Here is a 13,215-nt window from a genome sequence, read left to right on the forward strand (position 1 = left end):
TGTTTTCTTTTGAACAATTGAAAAACAGCAAAAACCAATAATATTTGATTAGGATGTCAGCATGAACAAACCAGTATTACTCAACAGTGTCGATCATAAAGATATTAAAATTATTACCGAACGCTCAGAAAAGTACGGTGATAACCTATGGTATACAGTGACTTTTCCGGCTGAATTCAGAAGTGTTCAAGCGCACTATCCCATCTTTTTTCAAAAAGACAGTAATACAGGTCAGTTTTACTCTGTTGCCATGTTTGGTTTTCAACATAAAGAGAATTTGTTTTTACAAGATGGCAAATGGCAAGCATCTTATATCCCGCTTACCGTTCGTCGTCAGCCATTTTTAATCGGCCAACAAACTATTCAAGAAGACGGTGTAGAGCAAGTACAACGTGTGATTCACCTTGACCCTAATCATCCTCGTATTAATGAAACTGAAGGTGAGCCGCTATTTTTTCCATACGGCGGTAATACGCCTTATTTAGATGAAGTCGGTGAAATGCTTGAAGTGATCCATCATGGGTTAATTGACAGTAAACAGTTCATTGAAACGCTCATCAAGCTAGAACTGCTCGAATCATTCACTTTAGATATTGAACTTGATAATGGCGCCAAGCACCAAATGATTGGTTTTTACACCATCAATGAAGAAACCTTAGCAAGCTTACCTGCCGAAACTTTAGGTGAGCTGCATCAAAACGGCTATTTGAGCGCAATTTATATGACGTTGGCATCACAATCCAATATCAGACAATTACTCAACTTTAAAAATGCACAATAGATAGCAATGTCTCGTTAGGATTATTTAAAAGGTTGTAGTCAATGGAAAAAAAGCAGGCAGTCAGGGTCATTGATAACACTGAAATCAGTCATATTTTAAAAGTGATTGATAACACAGATGAGCCTGTGATTTTTAAAGGCGCATGTGCCCATTGGCCTATTGTGCAAGCAGGACAACAAAGTGCAGAAGCCGCAGCACAATACTTACTGACATTTTATCAAGAAGCACCAGTTACCGCCTATTATGTTTCATCAGAGCATAAAGGGCGCGTTTTTTATAACGAGCAAGTCAATGGTTTTAACTATCAAGCAGCGCAGCTAAACTTACGCCAAGTCATTGATAAGCTATTTACCCATAAAGACGATGCCCTTCCACCCAGTATTTATATGGGATCAACAGAAATTAATCAGTTTCTGCCAGGGCTTGCTGCTGAAAACAGTCTAACATTTGACAAGATTCATCCTCTGACAAGTGTGTGGTTAGGCAATCAATCTCGCATTGCGACGCATTTTGATTTTCCTCAGAATCTAGCCTGTAACGTTGTGGGAAAGCGAACATTTACCTTATTCCCTCCTGAGCAAGTAGGCAATTTATATACTGGCCCAATGGAATTTGCACCCGGCGGCCAAGAAATCAGTATGGTGGATTTTGAAAATCCTGACTTTGAAAAATTCCCCAAATACCAACATGCCCTCAACGCTGCTCAAACTGCCGAGCTAGAGCCTGGCGATGTACTGTATGTTCCAAGCATGTGGTGGCATCAAGTCAGTGGTATCGAAGCATTTAATGTACTCATTACCCATTGGTGGCGAGATACACCCGCTTACCTAGGAAGACCCAATAACGCCCTAGCACTGGCAATGCTCAGCTTACGCTCTTTACCTAAAGCGCAACGACAAGCTTGGAAGGCGCATTTTAATCATTATATTTTTGACCATGATGACGATGACGTTTCGCACATACCAGATTCAGCTCAGGGCATGCAAACTAAGCCACTGGATGAATTAAACGCACGTAAGTTAAGAGCAGACTTAATAAACAAGCTCAAGCGGTAATCGCCTCTGTGATACTAATGTGCGGCCATTTGATTTACACAAACAGCAACTTAACGAACAAAATCAACAACGAAAATAAAATTACCTCGGGTATAAGTTGATTCAAAGGACATTTTGTTATGCAAAAGCAAGCTTCAAATACAACAAGTTCAAACAAACCGATTAAACAAGTCGTGATTGCCGGTGGTGGTACTGCGGGCTGGATGGCTGCAGCTGCATTAACAAAGTTACTGGGAAAACACCTAGAAGTGGTGCTGGTTGAGTCAGACCAAATAGGCACCGTTGGGGTTGGTGAAGCCACGATTCCAACGCTACACATCTTTCACCGTTTACTTGGCATAAAAGAACAAGATGTCATGGCTGCGACCAATGCAACCTTTAAGCTCGGAATTGCATTTGAAAACTGGCATGACGTAGGTAAAGATTATATTCACTCCTTTGGATTTTTAGGCAAAGACTGTTGGGCATGTGGATTTCAACATTTTTGGCTCAAAGGGCAACAACGCGGTATCGTCAGCCAAATTGGTGATTACTGTACCGAGCATTTAGCGGCTCGTGAGGGGCGTTTTGCCGTATTACCTAATCAAGATTACAACCATGCCTACCATATGGATGCCACATTGTACGCCAAGTTCTTAAGGGGTATTGCTGAGCAACATGGCATCACCCGAATTGAGGGCAAAATTAAAGAAGTCCTCCAGCATGATGATACTGGTAATATTCGCGGATTAGCCCTTGAATCAGGAGACGTTATCGAGGGTGATTTGTTTCTTGATTGCACTGGATTTAGAGCGCTGTTAATTGAGCAGACTCTCAATACCGGCTTTGATGACTGGAGTCACTGGTTACCTTGCGACAGCGCCATTGCGGTGCAAACTAAAACCACTGAAAAACCGATTCCTTATACTCGCTCAATTGCGCGAGAATCAGGCTGGCAATGGCGCATTCCACTGCAAAGTCGTACAGGCAATGGCTTAGTATTTTGCAGTAAGTACATGAGCGATGAAGAAGCTAAAGCCACCTTGATGGACAATATCGAAGGTGAACCATTAACAGACCCTCGTGTCATCAAATTCCGCACAGGTAGCCGCCGTAAAACCTGGCATAAGAACTGTGTTGCTATAGGTCTATCTTCCGGGTTCTTAGAACCCCTAGAGTCCACCAGCATTCATTTAATTCAACGTGGCATTGTGCGCTTATTGCAAATGTTCCCTTCTCAAGGGCTCGTTGAAGAAGACATTAATGAGTTTAATGAACAAACTCGCACCGAAACTGAAAATATTCGCGACTTTATTGTTTTGCATTACAAAGTCACTGACCGAACTGATAGCCGATTCTGGCGTTATTGTAAAAACATGAGCGTACCTGCATCACTTCAACACCGAATCGATATGTTTGATGCATCTGGCAAAGTATATAAACATGGTAATGAGTTATTTGGTGAGAGCTCTTGGATTCAAGTCATGATGGGACAGGGTCTTGCTCCAAAACAATACCACCCAATTGTTGACATGATGGAAGATGATGAGCTAGAAAACTTCCTTGCATCAATAAAGGCAAAAGCAAAACAAAAAGTAGCAAACTTGCCTGATCATTATGATTTCGTGCAGCATTACTGCAAGTCAAAAATGCTGTAAGTCTGCAATGCAGTGAGTAAGCTAGGAACGTTATTAAGTCACTAAATGAAGTGTAAAGGTAGAGTATGACAAGTTCTCAATCACAGCGTCAGCGGGCGCAAGATATGAAAAATCTCGATTCATTGGTGTTAATCAACAAGCCTTTGAACCCTGAGATCCATTATATCGGTGAGCTGCAAACGCCTGTGATTGTTATCGATGACTTTACAACCGATTTATCAGCGTTACAGAATTATGCTAACCAAATCGACTTTAATCTCGATAAAGGCTCTTACTATCCAGGTGTTAGAGCCAAGCTCCCTAGAGACTACGTCATTGAAGTGCTAAATCAGGTATTTCAGCTGATTTACGATGTCTATAAAATCCCTAAAAACTTGCGTATCAAGCCGCAAGCGACCTACTTTTCATTGATAAACCGACCACCGGAAAGTTTAACGACTTTGCAGCGTATTCCTCATTTTGACACCCCAGCGCCATATTATTTTGCATTATTACAATACCTTAATGACAGTACACATGGCGCCACGGCTTTTTTTAAGCATCAACCAACAGGTTATGAGCGAATTACACAAGCGAATATGGATAATTATTTTCGCGCTGCTGAGCCCTATTTACAGGCGTTAGCGCCCTTTCCTGCGAAATACTTCGTTGACAGTAATGAATACTACCAGCAATACCATCAAGTCGATTACAAACAACATCGATTAGTCATTTACCCTGGAAACTTATTGCACTCAACCTTAGTTGATCAACAAACGGATATAGATAGTAATCCAAGTTCCGGGCGCTTAACCGCCAATATATTTATCAATGTGACATAAGCGTTGAGCAAATTATCTCGTTATTCGAATTCACTAATTCGAATCCACTAATTCGAAACCAGCTGCAGTGAATAACCAAATTAAATAAAAATAATCAGCAAGGACTCTGACATGACAATGAAACATCGCCATAAAATGAAAGCGCTTACAGAAGATATTAAACACGCCCTGGTTGTTTCCCTTTCGGCATCAATGCTTATCAGTACTTCCAGCAGTTTTGCTCAATCAGATGGGATGAACACTAATCAGAACCATGCGCTTTCTGTATTAAGCCAATCTGAGCAGCAGCGTTTACAGACACGACTATCGAAAGTAGAAGCTGAAATTGAAAGATTACTGCCACAACTGACTTTAGAAGAAAAAGTCTCCTTAGTGCATGCAGGGAGTAAATTTCATATCCCAGCTATCGAGAGACTCAATATTCATGAAATGTGGATGTCGGATGGGCCTCACGGCGTACGCTATGAAATTGACAGAAATTCTTGGGCACCAGCAGGCTGGACTAATGACTACTCGACCTATTTACCACCACTTACCGCTGTCGCAGCAAGTTGGGATCCGAACATGGCGAGCTTACATGGCAATGTGCTTGGCGCTGAGGCTCGCCACCGTAATAAAGACCTCATACTCGGCCCAGGTGTCAACTTGGCTCGTTTACCTCTTTACGGTCGTAATTTTGAATACATGGGTGAAGATCCTTATCTCGCTGCAGCCTTGGTTGTCCCCACAGTCAAAGCCATTCAAGCCAACGATGTTGGTGCAACTGTCAAACACTATGCCCTAAACACTCAAGAACTAAATCGCACTGGAGTGAATGCAAAACCCGATGAACGCACATTACGTGAAGTTTACCTGCCCGCTTTTGAAGCTGCAGTTAAAGAGGCCAACGTTTATGCCATCATGGGAGCATATAATGAATTTCGCGGAACTAACGCTAACCAAAGTCATCACCTTATTAAAACCATCTTAAAAGGTGAATGGGGCTACGAGGGCGTGTTGTTGACTGACTGGAATGTCGATATTAATACCTATGACGCTGCGATGAATGGCCTTGATATTGAAATGGGCACAGATGTCGCAAGTTATGATGAGTATTTTCTCGCAACACCGCTGCTAAACATGATAAAAGCTGGCAAAGTGCCTGAGTCAGAGCTTGATGATAAAGTACGCCGAATTCTTAGAGTACAATTAAGTATTGGCATGATGGATAAACAGCGATTGTCAGGTGAGCGTAATACTCAGGCTCACCGAAATAATGCGCGCACCATCGCTACTAATGGCGTGGTACTGCTTAAAAATGACGGTAAAGTGCTGCCTTTAGATGCCAAAAAAGTTAACAATATCTTAGTGCTTGGCCCTAATGCAGATAAACGTCACGGCTTTGGTGGCGGCTCATCAGAAGTAAAAGCATTGTACGAAATCAGCCCATTAGACGGACTCAAGGCCAAGTTTAAACAAGCAGGAAAAAACGTTAATATTCAGCATATGCGCCCTGCAAGTAGTCAGTTTATGCCTATCCCTAATGATTACCTTACGACACGTCATTGGACAGGCACCCCTTCTTGGCAGATTAACTACTATGCCGATAAACAACTTAATCAGCTAACCAGTGAATCTTGGATTGCCGATCCCCAATTCGATGCCAAAAATCAGCCTCAAAATGTTGAGATAAAAGCCAATATTAAGCCAGTTGAATCAGGTAAGCATACCTTAAAAATACTAGCGGATGGCGATGTTAGCCTTGCTGTTAATGACAAGGTATTAGTCAATAAAAAAGCAAATCCAGCCAACATTATCGATTATGTCATTGAGCTCACCGCTGAAGAGACCTATGCCATTAGATTAATTTATCAAGGTCAACAGCAAGTCACTTTAGGCTGGGAAACGCCAAACAGTTTATATAACGATGAAGCTGAATATTTAGCAGCAGCCAAAAATGCCGATGCCGTGTTGTATTTTGGCGGCCTGAGCCATGCTGATGATCGTGAGTCCATTGATCGCCCAGATATGAAGCTTCCAGGTCAACAAGATGAAATTATCAATAAACTCCTTGCGGTTAACCCGAATACTGTTGTGTTTATCATTGGAGGCTCGGCAGTTGAAATGCCATGGGCAGACAAAGCTAACGCTATTGCTTGGGGCTGGTACGGCGGAATGGAAGCGGGCCATGCTTATAGTGACATCCTCTTTGGCGATGCCAACCCAAATGGAAAAATGCCTATCACTTTACCTAAGTCATTACAGGACACCGCACCGATAGCGTTGAATGATTACAATGAAACGGAGTCGTTATATTCCGAAGGCGTATTTATTGGTTATCGCTGGTTTGAGCAACAAAAAATTGCTCCTGCATTCCCTTTTGGCCATGGCTTATCATACAGTCAATTTAGTTATGACAATATCAAGCTATCTAAAAGTACAATGGCTGAAGGTGGCACAATGACCATTACAGCAGACATTACTAATACTAGTGGCATTGATGGTGCCGAAGTCGCGCAACTATATCTTCATGACGTAAAAGCCAGCGTCTCGCGTCCACAAAAAGAGCTAAAAGGTTTTGATAAAATATGGCTCAAAGCGGGCGAAACGGGCCAAGTTAGCTTTACTTTAACTCAGCGAGACCTGTCTTTTTGGGATATTAACTCAAATAATTGGCTTGCTGAGGCGGGGAAATTTACTGTAATGCTTGGCTCATCAGTAGAAGATATTCGTTTGCAAAAAAGCTTTAACTATCAAAAATAGCAAGACGGCTTGCTAGACGAATCTTATCCAGCATTTAAAACAGCGTATACCGATTGAGTGACTCACGGTTTACGCTGTTTTTGATTTAGGCCTTTGTAACATCATTAAGTGAAATTGTTTTAAATACGCCCAATAACCCGATACCAAAAATCACATAAAACAACTTCATTGCTGAAAACTCTACTGTTACAGCAGATGCCTCAAGGTGACTTGAAAGTGCTTTAGCAGAAAACACCTCAACGACAGTTAATAGAAACGGATACGTAATCAGTAATAAAGCGGAAAGCTTCAATAGGTGAATAGACGTTGGACGCGCGATAAACCCAGCAATGCTTACCAAAGATAAGCCCATCACGGTATTACTCAACAATAATAATCCTGCAGCGACTCTAACTTGAGCCTCATTAGCATCACCAGCAAAAGGATAAACCTCGACAATTTCAGTCAAATAACTTGCGGGTTGAATTAATCCCCATAATGGATACAAAACAACGACGCTTGCAGCGATATATAACAATCCTTTGATAGCACACATTTTCTTTCCTTTGATGTTTATCTAATGTTCAGTTTCTAACGTCTGTTTACTATAGGCTCGTATTTTATACGTCATATTTTATGTAAACTTTGGCCATTTTTAAGACATTAATGTCAGCTTCAAGTTCAACCCTCAGCCCTAATCTTTAAGCTATCGCTTTTTGGGTTTCAACATAAAAGCAACGACAAGCAACATCACAAAGGCAAAAATATCAAATAAATAGCCCTTTCCTTGCTCAATTTGGCCAAAAGGAAAAGCAAGAGAAAAAGGCGCATGAAAAGGAAAAACCTCAAACGGAGTCAAGGGTCTAATTACCTGTGATGCCATGAGTAATAACACTAAGCTAATGCCTCCTTTATCACCATAAAGACTACTAAGCGTGCCGATAATGGGAATAACAATAAATACAATGGCATAAATAAATTGTTGCCAAATTGTCTTGTCTGCATATGAAAACAATAATAAACACCCTGCTATCAAGGCATATATACTCAGCGTGATGGCTGTTAATTTGTGTACCACGTTCAATCCTTGTTTTGCGAGAGTCTATGCCAAAAAGTATTCACTCACTGACTCTATCCCATCTGTTTCATCCGTTAATCCGTTCTTAAGGTTAATGCGCTTGTATTGACTGCTTCTATTTCACTGCAACCATGCCAATAGTGCAAATATTTGATACTTCTGGCCCTAATATGCGTATTTAGGCATCGATTGATGCCATAGGATTAACACTATTAATTTAACAAGGTAACCGTTTTTTAGTCGCCAGCACAGGGGAATAGTGACATGAATAATAATCGCCCGATAAATCGATGCCCTATTAACCCTACTGACCAGTTGCCTGATGTTTTTGAACAAGCACGTATTACAAAAGGATTGGGTTTCATTGAAGATCAGGATGATCCTGTGACGATGATTTTAGGGTTAAAAGACGTACGAAAGTGTGCTCATAACTGGAAGATATTCCAATCTGGGGCAGTTCCAGGGCGCATCGTTGTTCCTTCAGAAGTCAGTATTAGAGAGACAAGGCAAATTCCTTTTGAGCTCGACCCTCCAGAGCATAAGCAATTTCGTGATTTACTTAATCCATGGTTTAAAAGACCACTGGAACAAGGCTATATCAACTCATTACAACAAATCATTGCAGAACTCGTTGATGATGTTATTCACAATGGTTCGACCGATATTGTGAGCGAATTTTCGCTAAAACTACAATCTCGGGCACTCACTTTGCTTTTAAATGTACCTTATGAAGAATCCTTAGTCTGGATTAATTGGGGCACCCATGTGTTTCGCAGTAACGAGTCAGAGTTAGACGGCGAAAAAGCCGCAATCTTATACGATTATATTGATAATCAAATTGAATTAGCCATAAAAATGCCAAGCGACAGCCTTTACTCATCCTTACTTAGTGCCAGTATCGACGGTAAAAAGCTATCTAAAGAGCAAATTAAAAGCGTGATGATATTAACCTTTGCAGGCGGCAGAGATACGGTGATTAATGCTGTCACCAATACCATTGCCTACTTTGCCAGTCAGCCATCGTCTCTTTCTCGACTCAGAAAAGAGCCCGAAATTATACCCAGAGCTGTCGAGGAATTAATTCGCTATTTTTCACCGTTAACTCATATGGGCCGAGTCGTTACCCAAGATACAGATGTGGCTCAGCAGGGAGTGACAGCTGACTCACGGATATCACTTTGCTGGGCTTCAGCAAATCGCGATGCCTCGGTTTTCGAACAACCAAATGAAGTCATTTTAGATAGAAAAATTAACCCTCATGTCGCTTTCGGCTTTGGAACACATAACTGTCTTGGAGCCACCCATGCAAGGCAAATAATCAAGACGCTCATCACGACACTAACCAATAAAGTTGACACGATTGAGGTGCTATCACAACAAGATAACATCGAAGACTGGGGCGCATTTCAGCGAAAAGTCGGCTATGAGCAACTGAACGCGATATTCAGTCCTTGCCGATAACACCACATTAAATATAGAAGGGATTTACCATGGCAAAAATTACATTTATTACTTCAAATGAACAATCAACAACAGTTGAAGGACATCAGGGTTCAGTCATGGAGCTAGCAGTTGAAAATAACATTGAAGGCATTGATGGAGATTGTGGCGGTGTTTGTTCTTGCGCTACCTGCCATGTATATGTGGCCTCTGATCAACTTGATAAAACAGGTGCTATCAGTGAAATCGAAAAAGACATGTTAGAGCTTGATGATAATGTCACAGAATTAAGCCGGCTTTGCTGCCAGATAACGCTATCTGATGACTTAGACGGTCTTATAGTAACCGTAGCGCCATAGCGCCGTAGTGTTCGTGCAAAAGTGTTAGCGCGATAGTTTTTCTCAATAGTTTTTCGAAATAGTCGCTACCCACTCAATTCACCCAATAACGATTAACTTCAACCACGGTATTTGATTAAACAGGCCAAATATGACTATTCAACTTACTGATAATGCAATACAGACGTTAACCCAAAATGATACCTGTGTGATCATTGGCGCAAGTCATGGCGGCGTTAACCTTGCTTTTTCACTGAGAAAACAAGGTTGGCAAGGTAATATTATCTTGATTGATTCAGATCCAAATTTGCCCTACCACAGACCTCCTTTATCGAAAGCTTTCTTACTTAATCATAATGTGAATGAATGCGCTAGCCATAAAAACCATCTTGAACCCAGCAGTATTCAACTAAAATCCCCAGATAGTTATCGCAAGCAAAACATCAGCCTTAAATTGGGGCTCACGGTAACGGAAATTAATAGAAACGCCAAACAAGTGACATTAAGTAATGGTTCAAAACAAGCTTATGACAAGCTCGTATTAGCCACAGGAGCAAGACCTTTTATTCCACCAATTTCGGGCTTAAAAGCTTGTAAAGAAGCTTTTTGTTTAAGAACCGTTAGTGATGTCAGCCGCATTAAACAGGCCTTAGCTACAAGTGAGCAAAAACGCGTCGTTATTATTGGTGGCGGTTATGTAGGACTAGAAACCGCTTCTTCATTAAAAAAGCTTGGTGCAACGGTGACGGTATTAGAAAGAGAGCCGCGTATTTTAGCTCGAGTCACTGCCCCGCTAATGTCTGAATTTTTTACCCAATTGCATCAAGAAAATCAGGTTGAGGTATTAACCGACAAGTTAGTTCAACAAATCAGCACATCAAATTTGAATAATGATAAAAATATGCCATTAGCACATAAGATTACCTGCGCAGATGGCAGCAGCTATATTGCGGATGTCATTGTGATTGGCGTTGGTATTACAGTTAACACTGAGCTTGCCAAAGCGTGTGGGATTAAACTCGCATCTGATATGCCTAATGAGCAGCCTAATCATAATGAAGCAAATGGCCGTGATAAACCTAAAAGCACACCTAAATCTGGGATATGGGTAAACGCTTCATTGCAAACCAGTGACGAGAATATTTTTGCAATTGGTGACTGCACATATCATCACAATCCACATTATGATCGTATGATTCGGCTTGAATCAGTACAGAACGCAGTTGAACAAGCCAAAGTTGCAGCAAAGGTGATTGCACAAAACCAAAAAGATCACTATTCAACAGCGCATTCAATGCGTATTGAAGCAACATTGAATGAAATTGAAAAGTTAACATACCAAGCCATACCTTGGTTTTGGTCTGATCAATTTGATACTAAATTACAAATGGTTGGCTTAGCCCAAGGCTATGATGAAATCATTAAACAAGTTGAAGAAAACAAGCCAACGTCATTTTCAGTTTGGTACTTTAAAGGAGATACTTTACTCGCTGTCGATGCTATCAATCATGCAAAAGCCTATGTGCTTGCTACTAAGATTATCCAAAACAAATCCAATGTAAATAAAGCTAAATTACAAGACAGCTTATTAACGACGAAAGTGGAGCAGCTCACCTTAAATTAATAATGAATATACTGATTTAATTAAGTAATGCATTAGTTTCGATGACTTTAGTTTCGATAACTTTGCTCATCAGCAATTTGCTGAACAAGTAGTGCCATTATCTGCTCAGCTTTTTGGGACTCACCTGCAGCTGAAAGTATATGTGCTGCGCATTCTGCAGTACATAATCCCCCTTCAACTTGATTTCGTCTAAGTTTATAAATCGACTCTTGCTGGCTAGATATCGAGATTTTTTGTAACGCCTTTAGGTAGTCACTGCGATTATATATTTTGCGTGCCTCTTGCCATGTTGCGTCGATGAGTATTAACGCATCAAACTTATCTTGATTTGTTTTTTGCTCTTGCTCTCGGTTTTGATCTTGGTTTCTCTCTTGGTGTTGTTCTTGTCTATGTTCTTTAATTTGCGCAACGTTTGTATGCATTTGGCAAAGTGATTGTTGAGCCGTCGCTTCTGGTACTTTGGCATCACTGAGTTGTTGATTATCAGGATACAATAATCCCACTTTGCAGGTGTTAATCATATTCAATAATTGAAGATCAGGGTTTACTCTATCCCAAACCACGACCAAGGCATCGTCTTTTAAAATGGTGGTCACGCATCTGCCAGTATTATTTACCCGACTGATTTCTTTTTGGTGAGTAAGTAGCACTATCTTCATATAAGGAGCCAAGGTAAATAGGAATAAGAATAGGGATATCGCAGTATTTACAGTCTGTTGTACAAACTGAATGTTATCACTATTCAGAGTGATAGCTCCAATACACTAGCGAAAAAAAAAGGTACAATTCAGCGACGGAATATCTTGAAGCACACTCAGCTTGATTGATAACAGCGATAAGTAGGGAACTTAATAAACAATGGAATTGCAGCAATCATTAAGCCTACTCTTTACCATGTTAGTGCTGGCAATCATTCCTGGCCCAGTGGTATTTGCAATTATTTCACGGTCATTCTCACATGGCCTTCTTGCGGCCATGCAGCTGTTTTTAGGGGTATTAATTGCTGATTATATTTTCATTTGCACAGCTTTATTTGGCTTATCTGCTTTAGCCAATGCAATGGGGCCCAGTTTTATCGTCATAAAATATGTCAGTGCTGCTTATCTTTGTTGGTTAGGCTTTCAATTATTTCAAGCTCAGCATCAATCTAATCCAATGGCCACTGGGACAAAAACATCAGCTTATCAAAACCTAATGACAGGATTAATGATTGGATTAAGTAACCCCAAAGCGATTATTTTTTATGTTGGTTTTTTCCCTGCGTTTGTTCCACTACATACCACGTTAAACGATGTTATTCTTGTCATGCTGATTTCAACATTGGCATTTGGCAGTATCAATTTGGGCTACTCGTTAATGGCCACACAGGCCAAAAAAGTTTTTCGTTCAGCTAAAGCCATCCGGGTGATTAATCGCACCGCTGGAAGCATCATGATTTCTGCAGGCATGCTCATCGCAATCAATTTATAGCCCAACATCAAAGCGCAGCTTATTAATCGACTCGTATTCCATTTCACAGACACAGTAATGTTAACCGCGCGATCTATTGTTAAATAATCAACCACATTCACGCTGCCAGTTTTCACATTTGTTACAGCGCTGGTGTTATTTCTCTTATCAGCAAACAGAACACTTAATACATCACATATTCAAGGTTAAAATATTGATTAAATATCAAACGTTTTTTAACATTATCTACGCCTTGCCACTTATGTAACTA

The 13,215-nt window shown here is 40.7% G+C and carries 12 protein-coding genes; 9 read left to right on the forward strand and 3 right to left on the reverse strand.

Annotated features, from left to right (window positions below; all coding sequences use genetic code 11):
* Window positions 1–61: 61 nt before the first annotated feature.
* From AB4128_RS06545 to AB4128_RS06565, 5 genes are all read left to right on the forward strand, one after another.
* Window positions 62–781: a SapC family protein gene (locus tag AB4128_RS06545; RefSeq protein WP_055023044.1), complete on the forward strand. Its 720-nt coding sequence runs from the start codon at window positions 62–64 to the stop codon at window positions 779–781.
* 41 nt (window positions 782–822) lie between these two features.
* Complete coding sequence (locus tag AB4128_RS06550; protein WP_372037273.1) at window positions 823–1,836, forward strand: cupin-like domain-containing protein; 1,014 nt, start codon at window positions 823–825, stop codon at window positions 1,834–1,836.
* A gap of 119 nt (window positions 1,837–1,955) precedes the next feature.
* A complete protein-coding gene (locus AB4128_RS06555; RefSeq protein WP_372037274.1) occupies window positions 1,956–3,473 on the forward strand; it encodes a tryptophan halogenase family protein in 1,518 nt (505 codons plus the stop codon).
* A gap of 65 nt (window positions 3,474–3,538) precedes the next feature.
* Window positions 3,539–4,294, forward strand: a complete 756-nt coding sequence (locus tag AB4128_RS06560) for a DUF6445 family protein (protein ID WP_244899784.1) — start codon at window positions 3,539–3,541, stop codon at window positions 4,292–4,294.
* A gap of 111 nt (window positions 4,295–4,405) precedes the next feature.
* Entirely contained in the window at window positions 4,406–7,036 is a 2,631-nt protein-coding gene (locus tag AB4128_RS06565; RefSeq protein WP_372037275.1) for a glycoside hydrolase family 3 C-terminal domain-containing protein, read from the forward strand.
* Window positions 7,037–7,121: 85 nt separating this feature from the next.
* Here AB4128_RS06565 and AB4128_RS06570 read toward each other — a convergent pair whose 3' ends face one another.
* On the reverse strand, window positions 7,122–7,571 hold the full coding sequence (locus tag AB4128_RS06570; RefSeq protein ID WP_211028300.1) for a hypothetical protein: 450 nt from the start codon (window positions 7,569–7,571) through the stop codon (window positions 7,122–7,124).
* 150 nt (window positions 7,572–7,721) lie between these two features.
* Window positions 7,722–8,093, reverse strand: a complete 372-nt coding sequence (locus AB4128_RS06575; RefSeq protein WP_065109166.1) for a hypothetical protein — start codon at window positions 8,091–8,093, stop codon at window positions 7,722–7,724.
* Window positions 8,094–8,357: 264 nt separating this feature from the next.
* Here AB4128_RS06575 and AB4128_RS06580 point away from each other — a divergent pair, with 264 nt between their 5' ends.
* The 3 genes from AB4128_RS06580 to AB4128_RS06590 all read left to right on the forward strand — a co-directional run bounded on the left by AB4128_RS06580 (window position 8,358) and on the right by AB4128_RS06590 (window position 11,495).
* Window positions 8,358–9,554, forward strand: a complete 1,197-nt coding sequence (locus tag AB4128_RS06580; protein WP_372037276.1) for a cytochrome P450 — start codon at window positions 8,358–8,360, stop codon at window positions 9,552–9,554.
* A gap of 29 nt (window positions 9,555–9,583) precedes the next feature.
* Window positions 9,584–9,892, forward strand: a complete 309-nt coding sequence (locus AB4128_RS06585) for a 2Fe-2S iron-sulfur cluster-binding protein (RefSeq protein ID WP_282166910.1) — start codon at window positions 9,584–9,586, stop codon at window positions 9,890–9,892.
* 130 nt (window positions 9,893–10,022) lie between these two features.
* Window positions 10,023–11,495: an NAD(P)/FAD-dependent oxidoreductase gene (locus tag AB4128_RS06590; RefSeq protein WP_372037277.1), complete on the forward strand. Its 1,473-nt coding sequence runs from the start codon at window positions 10,023–10,025 to the stop codon at window positions 11,493–11,495.
* Window positions 11,496–11,542: 47 nt separating this feature from the next.
* Here AB4128_RS06590 and AB4128_RS06595 read toward each other — a convergent pair whose 3' ends face one another.
* Complete coding sequence (locus AB4128_RS06595) at window positions 11,543–12,154, reverse strand: tRNA-uridine aminocarboxypropyltransferase (RefSeq protein WP_372037278.1); 612 nt, start codon at window positions 12,152–12,154, stop codon at window positions 11,543–11,545.
* Window positions 12,155–12,353: 199 nt separating this feature from the next.
* On the opposite strand from AB4128_RS06595, the gene AB4128_RS06600 reads away from it, so the two are divergent.
* Window positions 12,354–12,965 (forward strand): LysE family translocator, encoded by a 612-nt coding sequence (locus tag AB4128_RS06600; RefSeq protein ID WP_372037279.1) that lies wholly within the window; start codon window positions 12,354–12,356, stop codon window positions 12,963–12,965.
* Window positions 12,966–13,215 lie beyond the last annotated feature (250 nt).

Source organism: Shewanella sp. 10N.286.52.A9, assembly GCF_041468985.1.
Taxonomy (GTDB): Bacteria; Pseudomonadota; Gammaproteobacteria; order Enterobacterales; family Shewanellaceae; genus Shewanella; species Shewanella japonica.